This is a genomic window from Bacillus sp. IS1 (genome assembly GCF_032461585.1).
Taxonomy (GTDB): Bacteria; Bacillota; Bacilli; order Bacillales; family Bacillaceae; genus Bacillus; species Bacillus velezensis.
The window spans coordinates 147,390-166,560 of the sequence record NZ_JAWCWR010000006.1 but is presented as its reverse complement, the minus strand read 5'-3'; the positions used below and the strand labels follow the sequence as shown (position 1 = coordinate 166,560).

General features: G+C 38.7%; 22 protein-coding genes and 1 pseudogene. 7 read left to right on the top strand and 16 right to left on the bottom strand.

Annotated features, from left to right (window positions below; all coding sequences use genetic code 11):
- Positions 1-3: 3 nt before the first annotated feature.
- From RUW00_RS18950 to RUW00_RS18935, 4 genes are all read right to left on the bottom strand, one after another.
- Positions 4-387 (bottom strand): hypothetical protein, encoded by a 384-nt coding sequence (locus RUW00_RS18950; RefSeq protein WP_015239247.1) that lies wholly within the window; start codon positions 385-387, stop codon positions 4-6.
- Between the two features lie 108 nt (positions 388-495).
- Positions 496-1,545 (bottom strand): Cfr family 23S rRNA (adenine(2503)-C(8))-methyltransferase, encoded by a 1,050-nt coding sequence (locus tag RUW00_RS18945; protein ID WP_280144882.1) that lies wholly within the window; start codon positions 1,543-1,545, stop codon positions 496-498.
- Positions 1,546-1,695: 150 nt separating this feature from the next.
- Positions 1,696-1,899 (bottom strand): hypothetical protein, encoded by a 204-nt coding sequence (locus tag RUW00_RS18940; RefSeq protein WP_007409550.1) that lies wholly within the window; start codon positions 1,897-1,899, stop codon positions 1,696-1,698.
- Between the two features lie 143 nt (positions 1,900-2,042).
- Complete coding sequence (locus RUW00_RS18935) at positions 2,043-2,837, bottom strand: dihydrodipicolinate synthase family protein (protein WP_280144881.1); 795 nt, start codon at positions 2,835-2,837, stop codon at positions 2,043-2,045.
- A 246-nt stretch (positions 2,838-3,083) separates the two neighbouring features.
- Here RUW00_RS18935 and RUW00_RS18930 point away from each other — a divergent pair, with 246 nt between their 5' ends.
- A complete protein-coding gene (locus tag RUW00_RS18930; protein WP_280144880.1) occupies positions 3,084-3,611 on the top strand; it encodes a DinB family protein in 528 nt (175 codons plus the stop codon).
- A gap of 260 nt (positions 3,612-3,871) precedes the next feature.
- On the opposite strand, the gene RUW00_RS18925 is transcribed toward RUW00_RS18930, so the two are convergent.
- On the bottom strand, positions 3,872-4,405 hold the full coding sequence (locus tag RUW00_RS18925; RefSeq protein WP_060675329.1) for a cupin domain-containing protein: 534 nt from the start codon (positions 4,403-4,405) through the stop codon (positions 3,872-3,874).
- A gap of 271 nt (positions 4,406-4,676) precedes the next feature.
- Between RUW00_RS18925 and RUW00_RS18920 the strand changes: the two genes are divergently transcribed.
- Complete coding sequence (locus RUW00_RS18920; RefSeq protein WP_038461219.1) at positions 4,677-5,309, top strand: hypothetical protein; 633 nt, start codon at positions 4,677-4,679, stop codon at positions 5,307-5,309.
- A gap of 88 nt (positions 5,310-5,397) precedes the next feature.
- Here the strand turns inward: RUW00_RS18920 and RUW00_RS18915 are convergent, their stop codons facing one another.
- Both RUW00_RS18915 and RUW00_RS18910 read right to left on the bottom strand, forming a co-directional pair.
- Positions 5,398-6,435, bottom strand: coding sequence for a flavin-containing monooxygenase (locus tag RUW00_RS18915; protein WP_280144879.1), 1,038 nt, complete (start codon positions 6,433-6,435; stop codon positions 5,398-5,400).
- A 62-nt stretch (positions 6,436-6,497) separates the two neighbouring features.
- Entirely contained in the window at positions 6,498-7,436 is a 939-nt protein-coding gene (locus tag RUW00_RS18910; protein ID WP_280144878.1) for a cation diffusion facilitator family transporter, read from the bottom strand.
- A gap of 192 nt (positions 7,437-7,628) precedes the next feature.
- On the opposite strand from RUW00_RS18910, the pseudogene RUW00_RS18905 reads away from it, so the two are divergent.
- Positions 7,629-8,035 (top strand): annotated as a pseudogene (locus tag RUW00_RS18905) (VOC family protein).
- 131 nt (positions 8,036-8,166) lie between these two features.
- Here the strand turns inward: RUW00_RS18905 and RUW00_RS18900 are convergent.
- From RUW00_RS18900 to RUW00_RS18880, 5 genes are all read right to left on the bottom strand, one after another.
- Positions 8,167-9,513 carry an FAD-binding oxidoreductase gene (locus tag RUW00_RS18900; protein ID WP_017419201.1) on the bottom strand — a complete coding sequence of 449 codons (1,347 nt, stop codon included), beginning with the start codon at positions 9,511-9,513 and terminating at the stop codon, positions 8,167-8,169.
- A gap of 397 nt (positions 9,514-9,910) precedes the next feature.
- Positions 9,911-10,210 (bottom strand): hypothetical protein, encoded by a 300-nt coding sequence (locus RUW00_RS18895; protein WP_280144877.1) that lies wholly within the window; start codon positions 10,208-10,210, stop codon positions 9,911-9,913.
- Between the two features lie 243 nt (positions 10,211-10,453).
- Complete coding sequence (locus tag RUW00_RS18890; RefSeq protein ID WP_017419203.1) at positions 10,454-10,639, bottom strand: hypothetical protein; 186 nt, start codon at positions 10,637-10,639, stop codon at positions 10,454-10,456.
- A gap of 163 nt (positions 10,640-10,802) precedes the next feature.
- On the bottom strand, positions 10,803-11,168 hold the full coding sequence (locus RUW00_RS18885) for a cupin domain-containing protein (protein ID WP_280144876.1): 366 nt from the start codon (positions 11,166-11,168) through the stop codon (positions 10,803-10,805).
- A 35-nt stretch (positions 11,169-11,203) separates the two neighbouring features.
- Entirely contained in the window at positions 11,204-11,680 is a 477-nt protein-coding gene (locus tag RUW00_RS18880) for a DinB family protein (protein WP_103527122.1), read from the bottom strand.
- A 200-nt stretch (positions 11,681-11,880) separates the two neighbouring features.
- On the opposite strand from RUW00_RS18880, the gene cotR reads away from it, so the two are divergent.
- Positions 11,881-12,846, top strand: coding sequence for a sporulation hydrolase CotR (cotR, locus tag RUW00_RS18875; RefSeq protein ID WP_022552644.1), 966 nt, complete (start codon positions 11,881-11,883; stop codon positions 12,844-12,846).
- A 96-nt stretch (positions 12,847-12,942) separates the two neighbouring features.
- On the opposite strand, the gene RUW00_RS18870 is transcribed toward cotR, so the two are convergent.
- Together RUW00_RS18870 and RUW00_RS18865 are read right to left on the bottom strand one after the other, a co-directional pair.
- Positions 12,943-14,229: an MFS transporter gene (locus RUW00_RS18870; protein WP_280144875.1), complete on the bottom strand. Its 1,287-nt coding sequence runs from the start codon at positions 14,227-14,229 to the stop codon at positions 12,943-12,945.
- A 22-nt stretch (positions 14,230-14,251) separates the two neighbouring features.
- A complete protein-coding gene (locus tag RUW00_RS18865; protein WP_061861885.1) occupies positions 14,252-15,157 on the bottom strand; it encodes a bifunctional helix-turn-helix transcriptional regulator/GNAT family N-acetyltransferase in 906 nt (301 codons plus the stop codon).
- 340 nt (positions 15,158-15,497) lie between these two features.
- Between RUW00_RS18865 and RUW00_RS18860 the strand changes: the two genes are divergently transcribed.
- Together RUW00_RS18860 and RUW00_RS18855 are read left to right on the top strand one after the other, a co-directional pair.
- Positions 15,498-15,815 (top strand): PadR family transcriptional regulator, encoded by a 318-nt coding sequence (locus RUW00_RS18860; protein WP_015239232.1) that lies wholly within the window; start codon positions 15,498-15,500, stop codon positions 15,813-15,815.
- Positions 15,802-16,371 carry a DUF2812 domain-containing protein gene (locus tag RUW00_RS18855; protein WP_280144874.1) on the top strand — a complete coding sequence of 190 codons (570 nt, stop codon included), beginning with the start codon at positions 15,802-15,804 and terminating at the stop codon, positions 16,369-16,371. The genes RUW00_RS18860 and RUW00_RS18855 overlap by 14 nt, the downstream gene beginning before the upstream one ends.
- A 106-nt stretch (positions 16,372-16,477) precedes the next feature.
- Here RUW00_RS18855 and RUW00_RS18850 read toward each other — a convergent pair whose 3' ends face one another.
- Complete coding sequence (locus RUW00_RS18850) at positions 16,478-17,158, bottom strand: aspartate/glutamate racemase family protein (protein ID WP_280144873.1); 681 nt, start codon at positions 17,156-17,158, stop codon at positions 16,478-16,480.
- Between the two features lie 545 nt (positions 17,159-17,703).
- Here RUW00_RS18850 and RUW00_RS18845 point away from each other — a divergent pair.
- A complete protein-coding gene (locus RUW00_RS18845; RefSeq protein ID WP_061861882.1) occupies positions 17,704-18,165 on the top strand; it encodes a CarD family transcriptional regulator in 462 nt (153 codons plus the stop codon).
- A 630-nt stretch (positions 18,166-18,795) separates the two neighbouring features.
- Here the strand turns inward: RUW00_RS18845 and cspC are convergent.
- Positions 18,796-18,999, bottom strand: a complete 204-nt coding sequence (gene cspC, locus RUW00_RS18840) for a cold shock protein CspC (RefSeq protein ID WP_003156143.1) — start codon at positions 18,997-18,999, stop codon at positions 18,796-18,798.
- Positions 19,000-19,171: the final 172 nt, after the last annotated feature.

The following is a 19,171-nucleotide window of genomic DNA, read 5'->3' as shown; positions in this document are numbered from 1 at the left end:
CGCTTACGAAAGCTTATTTGTGTTCTCTGTCCTGCCAACGAATAAGGTGACCGCAACACTGGCTGAACTGACCAAAGTTCCCAGGACGGCAGCAAGAATTGTCAAAAAGCCATTGGGGATCAGAAATCCAATCGGAATGAGCCCCGCAAACGTGAGGACGATAAAACATTGATAGACTCCGGATATGATTCTCACAACCAAACTGCCAAAAAAGGACATGACGAATGGCGGAATGAACAAACATAAGATGATTCCGAGCGAGATCAATAAAATCATAGGCTCGTCAAAAGAAATGACACGATCGCCGGGAGACTCTTCAGCAGCCGCGAATACAGCAAATATAGACATTATCAGCGTAAGAAAAACAAGAAAAAACCTTTTCAGCAACGTTATGACTCCTTTTTTATAAAAACGGGTATCTTTTTTTCAATCACGATAACCATTTTATGTTATCAAATGAAATAATATGAAGTCAAACCGAGTTCTGCACCTGATTTATCGGTTCTTATTTTTTTGATAATTTCCATATAATTGTCCGCAAGCAGCATCTATATCAATGCCAAATTGACTTCTGACGGTCACGTTAATTCCTGCTGACTTTAATTTTTTATAGAAGTTTACAACTTGTTTCTCATTTACTTCTTCAAATCTCATAGGTGAACTAACAGTCGGGTTATATCTAATGATGTTTACATGGAACAAGTTCCCTCTCTTATATCTGCTTCTTAAAAGACGTACTACTTCATTCGCATGATCAATAGAATCATTAACTCCCGGCAGCATAATATAAGCAATATAAACTTTTCTTGAGGTCACACGTATATGCTCATCTAATGTGTCCATTACCTCCAATAACGGGAAGCGTTCATTAATCGGCATTAACTTGCTTCGCTGTTCATTAAAAGGAGAATGTAATGAAAACGTCAGGTTGACCTGCGGATAATCCTGAGTGATTTTTTTAATGCCCGGAATAATACCTATGGTCGAAATAGATAACCGACGAGGGCTTAAAGCAAACAACTCCGGATTTGTAAGCACATGTAAAGCATCAAACACTTGTATATTAGCTAATGCTTCTCCCATTCCCATAAAAGAAATACTATCAATTGAATGTCCTTTTAAGTGAAAGTACAAAATTTGGTCAGTCATTTCATCTGATGTTAAGCTGCGTTTTAAACCAATATCTCCTGTTGCACAAAATGTACAGCCAAAATGACAGCCGCACTGCGAGGATATACAAAATGACTCCCAGCCAGCTTTATATTTCATATTGACCGTTTCTATTTTTTCGTCTCCTGAAATTTCAAATAAGACTTTTGTTACTTGCTCAGAATGCTGCACTTTTAAAGCAGCAATATTTAAAATTGAATCTCCAAACTCATTCATTAACAATTTTCTCAAGGATTTAGGAAGAACCGTTATTTCATTAAAATGATTTATTCTCCCTTTGAACACAGCATTTTTGATTTGATTCATTCTAAAATCAGGAAATTTATTTTGCTTCAGGAACTCTTGAATTCTTATATACTTGTTTTTTTGTTGCATGTTTTCTCATCCTTCCATAAAACTCTGGTTTGTTTGAGTAAATAGAAGGGAGTGATCATCTAACCTTTTTTTAAAATCAGGCACAAAAAAACACCGACACAATTATCGGTGTTACGCTTAAATAACATCATGCACAAATAAACAAGGACATTATGTCATTGGATTATCGTTTATTTGACATAGAGAAAAAGCACCGATAACTGTTTTTGTATGATGATTTGGCTTAAAAAAGGACAGACTGCTCCCTTTATCCGCCAAGATGTTTCCAATTTTTGCATTTTTACCATACAAAATTCCATAAATCGTTATCATCGCTTTCACCTCTTTCTTGTCAATATTAGCAATAATCACCATATCATAAGGGTTCCCTTATGTAAAGTTAAACAAATGCTTACGCCCCCGCTAATGACAGTATTGCATAACTTGCTTATTAAGCCTAATCCAAGTGCAGAAAGCGCGCTGATCACATGTTTCACTTATCCGCGACGGAACATTTCTTATATAATGGGTGACCGGCAGCTGCCTGCTTGAATCCCAATCTTCTTATAGTGATTTTTTATATTCATGACAGTATGATGATTTGTCACTTCAGCAATCAGATCGTTTATTCGATCCAGATTAATCGGTTTATTTTCTGATAAGCTGCTGAAGCTTTCTCTGATTTCTTCAGGATAGACATTTCCGGCCATGCTTGACAGGCCGTTACACCCGTTACTCAGCATCTTCGGAAATTCAACGTCTCCTGCCGCAAACAAAATAAAGTGATCAGGGAACTCTGTTTGTTTATGACGCAGAACGTCTCCTCCTTCTTTCAGCCCCCTTATCCCGGGATGCCGGCTTATTAAGTCTTTAAGCGCTTTCTCACTCAGATTAAAACCGGTCCGGCCGGGGTTATTATAAAGCACAGCCTCTTTAGAGGTATGACTGAGAAGTTCGTCAACGTAATAAACGGCTTGCTGCTGTGTCGGTCTTATATAAGGAGGAAAACCAATCAGTACAGAATCAATATTGGTTTTCTCGATGTGTTTCATCAGTTTGACGGCATCACTGGTTCTTACGGCTGAAACACCGAACATCAGTTCAACATCTTCAAATTTTCGCTGATTAACATACTCAATGATCTGAAGACGCTCATCTATGCTGAGTGAATGCTGTTCACCAGTCGTGCCGCATATGAGTAATGAATGGATACCGCTGTGTTTCAAATGTTCGACAATAGGATCAAATCCTTCTAAATATAAACTTTCATCTTCATGAAAAGGCGTAGGGATAGCAACATTAAAATTTCGCATGAGAATGTCCTCCAAGTACATATTCTTGAATATCTGCAGAGTATCATATAACACTGTCTGACATTTAAAAAGGTACAGTTTCAGATAACTTAACATGTCAGATGTAAAGGCCGGCACACAAAAAAAGCAGGCAAAGAGAGCCTGCTTCATAGCTTCGTCTTACAGCGGCCCATTCCCCGGATGGCTTGACAAATATGAGTAATAAGGCAAACTGAATATAAAAATTGTGCTAATGAGGCGGGGTTAATGATTTTAGATTTAAAAGGTGAAATGCACATGGATCATCTTGTGGGAATGCTGTATTCTGCCGTTAATGAAAATGACAGCCGCTTAATATCCATTGTGTCAGACATGTCACAGCAGGAGATCGATTATAAAGGACCAAATCAAACATACAATAGTACAGCTCAGCTAATAAGACACTTAGCATATGTTGATCTCAACTGGATATTCAGAATAAAGGGTGAACCGATACCAAAGCAGCTTGAAGAGAAGTATGGACCAATGTTAGATCAGAACAATAAGATCCCTTTCATTTCCGGTGTTTCATTAAAACAAATTCTCACTGATTATGAAAAAGTATTCAGCATGTTTAAGTCTGTTTGTTATCAATTAACTGACGATCAGCTGAATCATACAGTAGATTATGAAGCAGAAAAACAAGCAACCATTCAATGGGGAATATGGCATATGGCAGACCATAATAGATATCATCAAGCTCATATTCATCAGCTTCGCAAATGGTATGAAGAGAAACAGAAACTTGGCAGTTAAAGCCGCTTATTAGGAGGAGCAAGGATAAATTCATTACAAATGTCTATTTTCACTGACTGCCAATCAATTAAAATGGTCAGACAAAAAACCACATTTGCTGTTGAAAAGTTGTGGAATAAAGCATCGCATCAACTGCACTATGACAAGCAGAAACGTTAATATTTTGTGTTTCAGCCATTCAATCGCTTTATTTCATCATGCTGTCCCAATACCATTTTTTCTATAGTCTTTGCAGCAGCAAAGTCCTCTGGAATCCTATACTAATCCTCCGCAGCCGCTGCATCTGCCTTTGTCACATGAACTGTACCAAACGGATGGTTGGGAGGAGCATAAATTGAATATAGTTTTAACGGCGTATTACCCGTATTAATAACATTGTGCCAAGTGCCGGCAGGGACAACAATGGCATAATCATCATAGACATTTCTTCGGAAACTTAAATTATCTTTACTCTTGCCCATTTTAACTATCCCTCGACCTTGCTCAATCCGTAAGAATTGATCTACGTGAGGATGGATCTCCAAACCGATATCTTCTCCAATACCAAGACTCATCAAAGTAATTTGAAAATGCTTTCCTGTCCATAGTGCCGTACGGAACGTATTGTTTTGTTTTGCGGCTTTATTGATATTCACAACAAATGGTTTTGGTCCATAATCTTTCAAGAGAAGGTTTCTATCTTCGTATGAAGGATCATAGTTATTTGGAACAGTCCAATAAACAGATCTTCCATCGCTATACATCGGTACATTCACACAATAATAACATTGATGCGAAAAAGGTATATAATACATTTTTCATCCCCGCAATTTTAAATTTTTGTGATATTATCCTATGCTTTTTGTATGAGAGTGTGCCGCACTAAGAAATTCCCTTGTTCAGCCTAAAAGACTTAAGTTAGCAGAAACGTTTTGGCCACAAAATCCGTTTGCATAAAAAATACCAACTGAATATGCGCGGACTAAAATAGTTGCACTGATGGATTCATTTAGGCACATGCCCTTATCAAAAACAATCTGGGTGCATATCCTGCTCCTAAAAGTCATTCATAAAGGGAGTTTAGATATGTATTATTATTATCCGTATTATGTATATGATTACAGACAGCAGCCTGATTTAAGTCAGGCAAATCATAAAATGCGAAGCCATTTATCTGCGATTCAACAAATTCCAATACACTCATCCTCCTTTCAACAATCAATGGCTGCGGTAGTGAAACACTTGCAGGCTGTCAGCAGAGCACTCGCTCTGGGATGCGGTATGAGTTCAGAATTCAGATTTCTTCCAGACACTTGGGGATTACGAGAACTTCATACTGTACACGCAAAATATCTTACTCCGTTGAGCTATCACGTTTATTCCGCTTTAGGCGCAGCAGAGCTTCTCGCCTCCGGACAAGGCCGGGCTCCTCATTTTCCTCTTATGGTTGGCTGCATGAATTCAATACTTCGTCTATGGTCAAACTTCCCCGCAGCGATAGCAGACCTGCGAAGAGCAGCCGGTCACCAATACGCGTCATCTGTAGACGAGGCGGAAAATCTCCTAAGACCAATGGTTCCAGCCACACAACAGGCATTATCCATCAGTCAATCTGCAGTGAGTCCGGCTATTTGGCAGGCTTCCTTACGTGCCGCGCAGTTAGCTCGGGAAGTACGTCAGAATGTTGCACAATCAATGAGTCAGGGATCTTCTTATTAATGATTTTTTCGGCTTTACACAGTCACATAACCGGACTTATTCAACACAAAAAAGAGCAGTAAACACGTAAGTTACTGCTCTCCTCAGTCTATCCGCCGTTCATTTGTTTTACAATGTATTCAGCATCATTTCCTACACCTTGAAGCAGCGCTGAACCTCGCCTATGCTGCCAAGGCAAACCAATAAAGTACAATCCTTCTACAGCTGAAACACCCCGGTGATGTATAATTCGGCCTTCCTTATCCAAAACACCTTCTATTTTCATCCAACAAAGCGGATTCTTAAAACCAGTTGCCCAAATGATATTGTTTACTTCTAATGAAGATGAATCTTTAAAAATGATTTCATTTTGCTTTCCGGCTATGACTCTTTGTTTTAAGATGATCTTCTTCTGTCTTATTGCATGTTTTAATTCATACCCAAATATGGGGTCGCCTTTCTTTTGAATGAACTTGCCTACTATTGATGTATGACTTGCATGTAAAACTCCTAATTTATCAAACCACCAAAAGATGCTTCTTTTTCCAATCCATAAAGGGAAATAAGCCGGTTTATTACTGCAAGCCAAATATGTAACTCTTTCTTTGGATAATTCAACAGCTATCTGAGCTCCGCTATTCCCGCCGCCGACTACCAGTACATTCCCAGGCGCCAGTTGTTTTGAATGTTTATATTGTGAAGAATGTAATTGATGAATATGATCGGCTACATCCCTTGATATTGATGGAATGTTAGGGGTATGAAAAGGACCTGCGGCCATCACAAGATTCTTCGTTTGATATTCTTCCCGGTTTGTTTTTATTAAGAAATCGTTCTTTAATTTTTGGACACTTATTACTTCTGTCCGTAATTGGATCGGGATTTCAAATCTTTCAACATATTTTTTCAGATAAGCAGCAATTTCATTTTTTGAAGGGAGTCCATGCTTGTCTCCTTCAAGCGGCATTCCAGGCAAAGAGCTGTACATTCGAGAAGTAAATAAAACCAATGAGTCATACCGGTTTTTCCAGCTTTCTCCCACTTCATGACTTTTATCCAAAATGATAAACTTTTGTTTCGACTTCTTTAGATAATATCCTACTGAGATTCCTGCCTGACCGGCTCCGATTACTATCGTGTCGTACATATGAATCCCCCCTCCGGTTTTATCTTAATTGTCAGCAGACAAGTGAGTCCCTATTTCCTCCTTTAATGATGATGGTCACGCGGATTCTCAGTTTGGGCCTGACAAAGAATCGTATTGTCGTGATTATGCGCTGCTGTTTCCATTTGAATGGTTACATGTGTAATGCCTTTGTCTCCAAGTTCATGTTCAATTTTGCGTAAAATACTTTCACTTTCAGAAATGGTCAGTTGATCGTTAACAACAGCGTGGCAGGAAAGAGCATTCAATCCGCTTGTGATAGACCATATGTGCAAATCATGAATGCTTTGAATTCCTTCTGTCTCTTCAATTGTATGAATGATGTCAGTGACATCGATATTTTCCGGAGTTCCTTCCATTAATACGTGAATGGAGTCTTTCGTCACATGGTAACCGCTTCTCAGAACAAGAATAGCCACAATGACACTGGCCGCTGGATCTGCCCAGCTCCACCCGAAGAAGATGATAAGAATCGCAGCCAGTATGGCACCTACAGATCCGAGCATGTCACTTATCACATGTAAGTAAGCCCCTCTTATGTTCAGGTTATTCTTTGTATCTCCGCCGTTCAGCATAATCCAAGCAACCAATATATTCACAGCTAACCCGATGATACTAATCGTCAGCATGCCGGTTGTTGCTACCTCCGGCGGATGAGAGAAACGTTTGATTGCTTCATAAATGATATAAAGGGAAATCACTATTAATGCAACACCGTTTATCACAGCTGCGAGAATCTCAAATCGTTTGTAGCCGAATGTCTTATGATGACTTGCCTTTTTTTCGGCCAATTTAAAAGCAATCAGAGCAACCATTAATGAGATCGAGTCACTCAGCATATGGCCTGCATCTGACAAAAGCGCTAAACTATTGGTTAAAAATCCGCCTATCGCTTCTATTATCATATAACCTGTAATCACGATAAAAGAGATCAATAAAACCTTCTTATTGGACCCGCCAGCGTGATTGTGATTGTGACCCATAAAAATCTCCTCCTTATCTCATACACTGCATTTATTATTTCTTTTCTGTTATGAAGCATTCTAACACGGACACAAAAATAACCGTATATGATTATGTGCTCATATATGAATATATAGGTTCTTTACTGAAATGTCAAAATCTTTTCAATGAAAATGTCCAATACTTTATATTGCTCTTAATCAATGATTGCTATGAAGCCGCGGATTACAGTAATTACTTCAGGCGCAGACAATTTAGAAAAATCGCTGCACTTCTATCAGGATGGCTTGGGTCTGCCTACAGAAGGAATAGCCGGTACAGATTTGAACATGGCGCAGCTGCTTTTTTTGACTTGCAAACGGGACTGAAACTTGCCCTTTGGAACCGCAAAGACATCGCACATGAATCAAACGTTACGTTAACTGCTCCAAGCCCTGCGGAATTTACATGAGGACATAACGTCAGCAGTAAAGCTGAAGTCGATAAAGCCATGGAACAGGCAAAACAGGCAGGAGCAACGATAACTGACCCCGCTCATGATACTTTTTGGGGCGGATACGCCGGTCACTTCCAAGACCCCGATGGACACTTATGGGAAATCGTTTGGAATCCGCATTGAGATATAAGTGAATAACTGCATTTCAGAAATGAAAACAACAATAAAAACACACCTGAATGTTCTGGTGTGCTCCAATAATAATGTTTAGAATGCAAACGCAGCATTTTATTTTGTTTCCCAAAACGATCAAACTATTTATACGAGGGCGGGATGCTTTGCGGAAAACGGAATACATTTTCGGGATCGTATTTCGCCTTTATTCTTTGAAGCCTTGCAAAGTTTGAGCCATAATATGCTTTTCCGAAGTTCTCGATATTTTGATCCGGAACATTCACATAAGAACCTGTTACATATGGTTTCATCAGCTGACGCACTCTTTCAACTGATGCAAGATTCGAAGCTTCTTGAGATTTATTTTTCCAACTAGCCGTCCATTCCGTATAAAACAATGGCCGGCGCCAATAGAAGGCTGTTTCACTGCTTGGAACTCTGCTTATCGCGCCGCCCCAATTGATAAAAAAGAAATTGGTTTCTGTCCCAGTCGCTTTTTCTAAAAATTGTCTCATTACTGCAATAGGTTCTTCCGGCCAAAGATTGAGCGCCCACGCCGAGGAGAATTTAACACTCTGATCAGATCTGCCGGGAATCGGTTCGTCAGGATCTAAGAAATCTATACAATCCGGGTAGTATAGTGTTTTGATTACTGTTTGTGCCGGCGTTCCGGCATTTAATAAAGGTTTTAATAATTGAACCAGCTCTGGTTTTGAACCGAGGAACAATCCTTCCGCATGGCACAAGCCATTTACTTTGCTGTAAATCTCAAGGTAGCATCCTAATCGTTCGTCTGTAAACGGCGCCCATTTTTGCCACGCTTTAAATACCGTTTCTAACTGTTCCCACGGCCAAATAATATTAAAGACGGTTGCGGTTTTAGGGGCACGATGAACTTTGAACGTATATTGGGTGTTATATCCGAAATTGCCTCCCCCGCCGCCTCTGGAAGCCCACAGTAAATCTTCATTGCGGGATTGATTTGCTTGAATAATCCTGCCTTTGGCATCTACCATTTTCAGTGCGAGAAGGTTATCGCTTATCAGGCCGATCGATCGTGAGAGCACTCCAAATCCGCCTCCCATCGTGATTCCTCCGATTCCGACGGTTGGACTGTCTCCGAACGGGGCCATAAAACCTTCCCGAGCTAAACCTTTTACAAGCGGGCCGACGTGAATGCCGGTTTGAACGGTTGCTACCGCGTTTTTTTCATCTAAGAAAACTTTATTCATGTCACTCACATCAATAACAATCCCATCACTTACCGTGGAAAGATTTTTATCCAAAGCATGGCGGCCGCTTCTGACACGCATAGGCACATTCTTCTCACGAGCCCATTTAATAGCATTACTTACATCGTATGAATTTTGTGCAAAAACAAAGACAAGCGGACAGACATCAACATAAGGGTTCCAATTCTTAACCGCCTGTGTATAGCCGGGGTCCCCTTTGAAGATGACGCGTCCTGTTAACTGTGCTGATCCCATCTATTTCACTCCCAATAAGCATTTGATTCCGATACCAGTATATGTAGGAATTGGACAAATTCTTAGACAGATGATCTGCAAACTTAAAAATAGATACCTATACGCGAAGATGATATAAAAACAAAAAAAGACAAGAGCGGCAAGCTGCCGAAACTCTTGTCTCTCCTGCTTTTTTGTCATGATAGGCACTTACATTTATTGGCGTGATATCCCGACCTGACTATGGAAGTCCATAGAAAATTATGTTTGCCCTGCCATGCGTGGTTCTGCTGAGACACCGGCTGAGCAACCTTTCTGTTTGATCCCCCGACAAGAATCTTTTTCTTTATCGTTTTTGCACCCCTGTACGGGTAAAATCAATACACATGAATTTTATCTTTTACATGATGAAAAGCTCTTATTTTTTCTTCTTGTGCTTACGTTTGCAATCATGTTTTTTCTCTTTCTTATGACGTTTTTTACATTTCACTTTTGCTGCTAATTTTGCCGCTTTTACCTTTGCTTCTGCTGCTCGGGCTCTTGCTTCTTCCGCTCTTGCTATTGCCTCTTCCGCTCTGGCTCTCGCTTCTGCTTCTCTTGCTGCTTCCGCTCTTGCTTCGTCGTCCGCCATATCAAAATCATGGCCAAGGTCACAGGCTTCGTTGTATGGCTTTTTCTTCTGAACGTACTGTTGATCTTCACCTTCGTTATAATACATTACGCCACTCCTTCTCGCATTTTTTAATCTCTTCATACTATGTAAATAAAAAACCCCAGCTTGGACTATTATGTTGATGAATCGACACATTTTAGGGCAATTTTCATTTATCGATGCAACAGATTCTGGATGCTTGAAGAAACTTAAATGATTTATGATAAGCAGCATAAAAAGAGAGACTGCGAAAAAAGGATGCTGCGCGCTGCAGCATCCTTCTGTACCAACTTTTTGTGTTTTTGACTTTTAGTTTGCTTGCTGTGTTTGTTTTACTGGTTCTTTGCTAAAAAGTCCGACAATGTTCCACAAGATAATTGCAGCAGCTATGATCAAACGAGCCGTACTGACTTCTTGGTTAGTAAACAATTTATAGCCATATATTGATCCCAATGCTGCTATGCAAAAAATATTGAACCATTTACTCCAACGCAATTAGAAAACTCCTTATAAAATGATTACATTTCCAAACAATGTATTATAATATTAACAAAATTTTTCAATATTTAACCTTAAATCTTTCTTAATTGGTTTTCCTGATCATTTTTTCTAATCGTCATTCGGTCTATCGGATTTTTGATCGTTTTTTTGTTACAGGCTAGACCCAGACATCATTTTCAGCTGTTTGATCAGTTATTTCCTGCCCGGTATTCACAACACCTTTAGGTTCTACAAGCAAAATGTTACACTCTGATTCTGCATAAGGTTTATGTTCAACATTTTTCGGAATGACAAACATTTCACCTTCATTTAATTTTACTTCTCCATCACGAAATTCAATGATTAAATTACCCTTAATGACAATGAAAACTTCATCTGTATCGTCATGCTTATGCCAAACAAAATCCCCTTGTACTTTAACAAGTTTAAATTGATAATTATTCATTTCAGCGATTACTTTTGGAGACCATTGATCTTGGAACGCAGATAATTTCTCTTGGAAATTAATCGGTTTATATTCCATTCTTTTCCCTTTTCTTGTAAAACTCAATCATTTAACTAGTCCCAAATTAAAGGCCTGTCAACCTCAGCAGTTCTGAGATAGTCTAAAAGCTGACCGGTATGTACGGACTCATGGTAAGCGATTCTTAATAACATGTCTCCTAGTTCGCGAATATATCCAACATCAGACCTGTCAATCTTTATATTTGTTAAATCTGTTTCGTTTAACGATTTGATGAATGTCAAAAACTCGGCCCGACACGGTTTTGCGAATTCTAATTCTTCGGTTACTGTGGTAAACGTTTTTGATTCATACGGGTTTTTAGATTCCTCTGAAGACTCATTCATTTGTTTTAGTAAAATGTGATGATAAAGAAATTCCGCTTCTAATACATGTCTTATCATTTCCTTACACGACATTGCTTCGGAATCGGGGCGCCAGTCCATTTTTTCCTCAGGTATAGCTGTCCATAACTTGATGCTTCGCCGTCTTACTTCTTCAAAATGTAAAACAATAAGGTCAATCGTATTCAAGTGTTTTCCCCCTTTTATTTTTAAATAATTCTCCTTTTTCCCGGAAAAAACCTCTTCAAATAAAAAACATATTCTTTCCCGACTCGCTGGATTGATAATCAAACCATTTTTAAGATAAGGAGATATTCATTCATCCATACAATAGACTCTGGCTGAACATATACTGAATGATAGTTTTCATCAGAAAGGAGAAATCAGCTTTGGCAAAATATCGGATCATGACCTTTGACGGGGGCGGTACCTTAGGTGCTTTAAGTTTACAACTATTGAACAGACTGGCTGAAGAAAATCCAGCATTAATAAGTCGAACCCATGTATTTGCGGGAAATTCAATCGGTTCATTTACTGCCCTTGCATTAGCAAGCGGAAGATCTCCGGAGGAAACACTTCAGTATTTTGAGGATGAGATCCTGCCCGCATTCAGCGTTTCCCGGCCGGGGGGACCTGTTTTCAATCAACAATTGCCCTATTCCGGTTTTATTAAAGCGGTACGAAACTTTTTCCCGCCAGGCCTTCGTCTTAAAGATCTTAGAAAACGAATTGTTGTCCCTTCATTCAAATTATACTCCCCAGCACTGGATCGTTGGACGCCCGTATTATTTCACAACTTTCCCGGCTCTCCCTATTTAAATGAGAAAGTGAGCGATGTCATACTGCGGAGCAGCGGTGCTCCCGCGACGCAGCGAGCCTATCAAAACTACGTGGACGGATATGTAGTGGCAACGAACCCCAGTACGGCCAGTATCGCGTTTGCGGTTGGTAAAGCCAACGTGCCACTGGATCAAATTGCGGCGCTATCCATCGGTACAGGTGAAGCCCCGACTCGGTTAAGAAGAGATACGAGGGGATGGGGAATGGTGAGTGCGGATAACATACGTCCCGAAAATCTGAAGAACCTTCCTCCAAATTGGGGAGTCCTTTTGGACAGGTCGCCTAATGAACCTTTACTGCCATTTCTTCAGATGATCTCCGGCGGAAATGGCTACTATGAATCCATGGTCAGCGCGAATCTGCTGGGAGATCGCTTTTTCCGGTTAGATCCGCGGATTCCTAACTTCTCCAAAACAGACCCTTCCGTGGTTCCCGCTGTCATTGAAATTGCGAACAAAACCAACTTACAGCCTGCTAATACTTTTATAGAGAAAAACTGGAACGACAGCCACTAAGTAAGTCAGAAGTTTACGTCATCATACAATGAACAAAAAATACCAAGGGACTCAAAACCCTTGGTATTATTAATGCGGCCGAGAGGGTTTGGACCTTCACGGGGTATTTATACGCTGGGATACTGTTTCATTTGAAGCTGAATTCGGTTTTTGCTCTTTTTTTATTTTCACCGTTTCAGGCAGTAAGAAAGTAAATATTGCCGCTCCCAACAAAATAATAACTGAGAAATAAAAAGAAAGATCATAGTTACCCATTTCACTATAGAGAAAACCCGGTAAATAAGCTCCCAGCGCTGATCCTATCTGATGGCTCAGGAATAACCAGCCTAAAATAAAACCAACTGAATATTGTTTAAAATATTGCGTGGCTAACATTTGAGTAGGAGCTACAGTTGCAAAATCAACTAGTCCAAACAGGGTGGCAAAAATAAGTAATATGACCGGATGATGACTATATAACAGGATACAAATTGATAATGCGCGTATGACATATAAAAGAATAAGCATCTTTTTACTGCTCCAACGGTCTGCCGCAATTCCTGAGATAATGATCCCCAATATATTAAATCCCGCCAATACACTAACTGCGGCACTGGTTACACTTGTTGAAAATCCATGGTCATGAGAAAAAGGGATCAGGTGGGTATCCATCAGCCCTGTAGTTGTATAACCGCATATAGCAAAAGGTAATATTAAAAACCAGAATTGTTTCTTGCAAAACACTGTCCAAACAGAAAAGTGGGCCGTATGCTGTTCACTTTCAGCTTCTGCTTTCATAAAGCCGCCCATAGGAGATAACCCCATCTCGCCGGGATGATTCCGTAATAATAACAGTATGACAGGAAACACAATAACCATTAAAATCAGACCCAAAATCACTACAGTTAACTTCCAATTAAACCATTGAATCAAAATGAGAGAGCCGGGAACAAGAAGCATCTGACCAGCGCCAAACCCTGCCTCCATAATTCCAAAAGCAAGTCCGCGTTTTTCATTAAACCAATTTGTAACAACAACTGTTGCGGCTACATTGGATGCCCCTCCAACACCGACTGAGATAACAATTCCGTAAAGGATAAATAATTGCCATGGATGATTCACAAAAGAAGTCAATATAAAGCTAATCCCGACTACGAAAGTGCTGACTGACAAAATCATTCGGGGACCTAATTTATCAACCAGCCTCCCTATTATGGGCTGAGATATGCCATATATGATAAAACTCAGAGTGGAAATAAGCGAGATTGTTCCTCTATTCATAGAAAAATCTTTTTCCCATGGTTCAACAAAAGCTCCAAATGAAAGACGCGCGCCTTGAACTGCTAAAAAGGTGAAAAAAGTGACAAACACAATGATCCATGCATAGTGATATTTTACTCTCATCTACTACCTCCCCCCACTTTATTTATAATTCCAAATCCCAGCGCTCTTCTATTAAATTTGATCCCCATAAAGGTTTTTCTTCATGAATTTCTGTAATTTCGAATCCATTCTTTTTATACAATGGCCGGGCTGTTGACATGTCTCTTACCGTCCAAAGAAATATACGCTCGTATCCATTTTCTTTACAATATTGAACAAGTGCCTTAATCAGACGGCTGCCGACACCTTTTCTTTGAAAAGACGGATCGACTAAGAACCACCTTAACTGTCCTGTTTTTTCATCGTCATTCACTAAGCCGATACAACCCGCAAATTGATTCCCGCTTTCTGCCACCCATATTTTTTCAATATCAGCTTTAAACGTATCGTGAAGATAGGATAAAAATGTATCATCCCAGCCATGGGATTCGGCATAAAATAATCGCTGTTTCTCAATTATGTTTTTGACATCCTCTGAAGTATAATAGTCTCTTATTGAAATCGGAGATTCTTTATCATAAAAAGAATGCTGCAAAATGTGTTGAATGGTTTCCATTGAACGTACAAGTTTTTCTTGTTTCTCTTTGTCTATGCGTTCAAGGATATATTCAACTTGCTGATTGGCTTTTTTCTCCAGACTTTTATAAATACTTTCCCCTGATGCGGTTACGTAAAGGAAATGATTGCGTCCGTCTTCTCTGCATTTTTGCTTGTATATGAAGCCTTCTTCTTCGAATTTTCTGACGATTCTGCTCACATATCCTCTGTCCAAGTCTAACCTTTCTTGAATGATTTTTGCTGTACAATCGGCCGTATTATAAATTTCGTATAAAATCCTTGTTTCCGTTAAAGAGAATGGACTGTCATAAATATGTTCATTTAGAAAACCCAAAATATCTGTATAAAATCTATTAAATTGTCTGAATGCCAAAACACGTTTTGTTTCCAAATTGATGAACCTCCTCCAAAAGATTGACTTAAGCAACTTTTTTCCATCGTAATCGAAACAGTTGCTTGAGTCAACTATTAATTTTCATCCCCTTTCAATTTGATGATTTTCTTACCGTAAAAAACACATTGAAAATAAACGACACTGCTACATCGGAAAACAGCTACGTTTCTTTGATGTCAATATGGACATACAAAAAGTCGCTTCCCATTACGTAAGAAAAGCGACTTTTTAGATTTGATTTTCAAGTTCCTTTGACAAATTTTGAAAAGACCATTGACTATTCAGTTGAACTGTATTAAGTTTAACTATATAGTCAGACTGAATAGAGGATGAGGATATGAAACATAAATTATTACCGCTGTCTGAAACCATGCATTATATTTTATTAGCACTGCGTGAGCCGCTTCATGGCTATGCCGCCATGCAGAAGATCGAAAAGATGAGTAACGGAACTGTTATTTTAGCAGCCGGCACATTATACGGCGCGATTGAAAACTTGAATAAGCATGGCTGGATTGAACCTGTTGGAGAGTCGGGCCGGAGAAAAGTTTATATGATAACTGCGGAAGGAAGCGCCATTTTGAAAATGGAACAAAACAGGTTACTGCATATTTTATCCCTGCACGAAGGAAGTGAATCGAATGAAGACATTTAAGATGTTTTTTGATATTGAAAAAGAGGAGCAATGGCTGAACGAGCAATTACAAAAAGGCTATCGCTGTACAAATATCAGCGGATTAGGAATATACACTTTCGAAAAAACCGACAAAAAATATGTGATGAGACTGGATTATCAAGATTATTTATCAAAGAAAAAGTTCAAAGACTACAGAGAGATATATGAAGACTTCGGCTGGAGTTATATAAATGGCCCATGGCTTAGCGGAACTCGATATTGGCAAAAAGAAGATGATGATCAAAATGAAATCTTCTCGGATCGCCAATCAAAGAGTAATTATTATAAAAGACTAATGAGTTTTTCATCTTGTTTTGGGTTACTGTGCTTGTTTTATTGTAATATGATTTACACGAATTCAGGTTTGTATTTAGCTGAAGGTCTGTGGAGTATGGAAGGCGCAATGTTTTGGAAAGCATTTTTATTTGAAACTCCATTTGCCCTTTTAAGGTCGCTTCCCGCTCTTATGGCCGTTCTCTTTGGCTGCAGTTTCTATAAAGCGTATCGAAAATATTCAATGTTAAAAGAACAATAACGCGGGGAAGTTACATTTAAAGAAGTAATCGAGGATCATGTATCTGCCGAAGCCGGGCGCTTTAACGGAAAAAAAGCGCCCTGAATTTGCTGATAAATCAGACGGCTCATTTTGTTAATGATACATACTTATTTACAATGGCTTGAGCGAGACAAGCTGATGAATCAACAAAGGTAAGTTCGCTGCTTTTTTGATCCGTGACCATATTTAAATCCGTACATGCAATGATAACCGTATCAACCTTTGCTGCTAAGTTACGGTGTAATTCATCATATAATGTACCAGCCTCATTGATTTGACCTTGTTTAATCTTTTCTATTATATGATCGACATAGATTTGCCAACTATCTTGATGTAAAAAATCATAACCTTCTCTGTTTAACGCTTCTTGAAATATTCCAGATTGAACCGTAGGAACGGTGGCTAAAAGAGCTGCTTTTTTTGAGCCTTTAGGTATTTTTTTTATGGTTTCATCAACCATGTTTAGTAAAGGGACTGAAAGCGATTTTTTTATTTGATTAAAATAAATATGTGCGGTATTACATGGGATTGCAATAAAATCAACACCCGTTTTTTCAAGCTTTACAGCCCCCTCAATAATTGCCTTTTCCATGTCCGTATGATTGAGAGGTTTATTCATGTAGAAAGGAGTCGGACAAGAATAAATCATCATATGAGGAAAATCCATGTCGTGTATTGCTCCATATATTTTTTGGCACTCGTCTACTACCTTATCTACAAATGGCCCAGTAGATTTTGGCCCCATTCCTGCCAGTATTCCAATCATAATTGTCCTCCTCTGTAAAAATGTGTACGAATACGATCACGATGAGTTATTCTTGTGTTACGCATCTGAATTTGCTCTCATTTCTTTTTGGCTTTCTTCTCCTATTTTATCATTTCATTAATCGAATTATCATATCTCATTCCGCCGCACGCAGTCAGCAGAATAACCGATACACTAAGGAAAATAAAAAGACTCTTCAAAGGATGGCTGGCAAACCGGACGACTTCCTATAAGCAGCGGACTCTTTTGGCCACAAAACACATGTTTTAAAAAGAAATAAAAAATACCAAAAGTTATCAAAAACCCTTGGTATCATTGAGATGCGGCCGAGAGGACTTGAATCTCCACGGGTTATTCACCCGCTGGACCCTCAACATTTCATTGGTTATGAAAGCCGGAATCCCACAGGTTCCCTCTTGTTTTGATGTTGTTTTTTTAAAAAAGTTATTGACACCAATAAATGACCATGTTATCATTAAAAATTTGATATCTCACTCCACATATGATAACCTTAAGTTAAGTTCCTATATATGGAGGTGGATGATATGTTTCAAATTGGCGATAACATTGTTTATCCAATGCACGGAGCAGGTACAATTGAAGCCATAGAAGAAAAACAATTCTTAGAGGAAAAACAACAGTATTATGTCATAAGAATGTCAATCAGTAATATGACAGTTATGATTCCAACGCGTAAAATATTGAGTTCAAATATACGGCCGGTTACTGATATACGTGCATTAAAACACATTATACACATTTTTCAGCATGGAGAATCAGATAGGCTACTGCCGTGGAAGCAAAGGTATATAGTAAACACGAACAAAATAAAAACGGGTGAAATACAAGAAGGCGCTGAAGTTGTACGTGATTTAAGACGGATGAAGAAAGAAAAAGCACTTAATTCAAGCGAAAAAAAAATGTTGGATCATGCATATGAATTTTTGATTAGTGAACTGGAAGTCATTAAAGGAATCACTGAAAAACAAATAAAAAGTTTCTGCTAAGGCTAATTTTAAATAATGTTTTGCATTCCAAAAAGCACCCGAAAGTTTTCGGAATATTACGATTAGATGTTTAACTTCTTCAACTTACTTTTAAAACATTAACCCCTTTTATTACCCCAACAATCTAATCTGTTTTATTTTTTTCTTCAACGAACATTTGAATTTCGATGAAATAGTCACTTGATTTTTGTAATCCTGATTCACACTGGCACGGACAAGGAGCCGTAAGGATGGAAGAGAGGCAGGGCTTTCATTGTTTTAGGTCTAAGTGATTATTTCCGGAAGAAAAAACAACCACTCTCCTCTTTATCTTTAAGAATTTCTTACATCTCTTGCGACAGTGAATAGCAGTTGTTTATCTTCTTTTCATATTAGAGATATGCGAAATGTAACAAAGAATAACATACAGATATATTGAGAACATAAAAACAAATCATTTATATATATTCCACATATCGTCAATCCGGTATGTTATACTGTAAACAATCCTTTGAGGTTTTAAACCTTTTTCTTACCTTGTAGCAACTGTCCCTACTCGAACGTTGAGTAGGGTTTTTTTATTCAGTATATACAGAGAACATAAAAAAACAGGCCCTGTATAAAGAGCCTGTTTGTATAAACGATTAAAGATTAAGCAGTTTTTTGAACGTTAGCAGCTTGAGCTCCACGAGCACCTTGCTCAACGTCAAACGTTACTTTTTGACCTTCGTCTAAAGATTTGAATCCGTCACTTTGGATTGCAGAAAAGTGTACGAATACATCGTCTCCATTTTCACGTTCGATAAATCCAAAACCTTTTTCTGCATTAAACCATTTAACTGTACCTTGTTCCATTTTTGTTGCCTCCTAGTGTGTTACACATTGTATTACTATCCTTGCCCAAAGTATCATCAAGACGAAAAGTCGATATTCATACTATCCTTTACACGAACAAAAATAATTCCCCTTTATCATAGCACGAAACGGAAATAACTGCAAATTAATAATGTGTTCATTCATGTTTTAT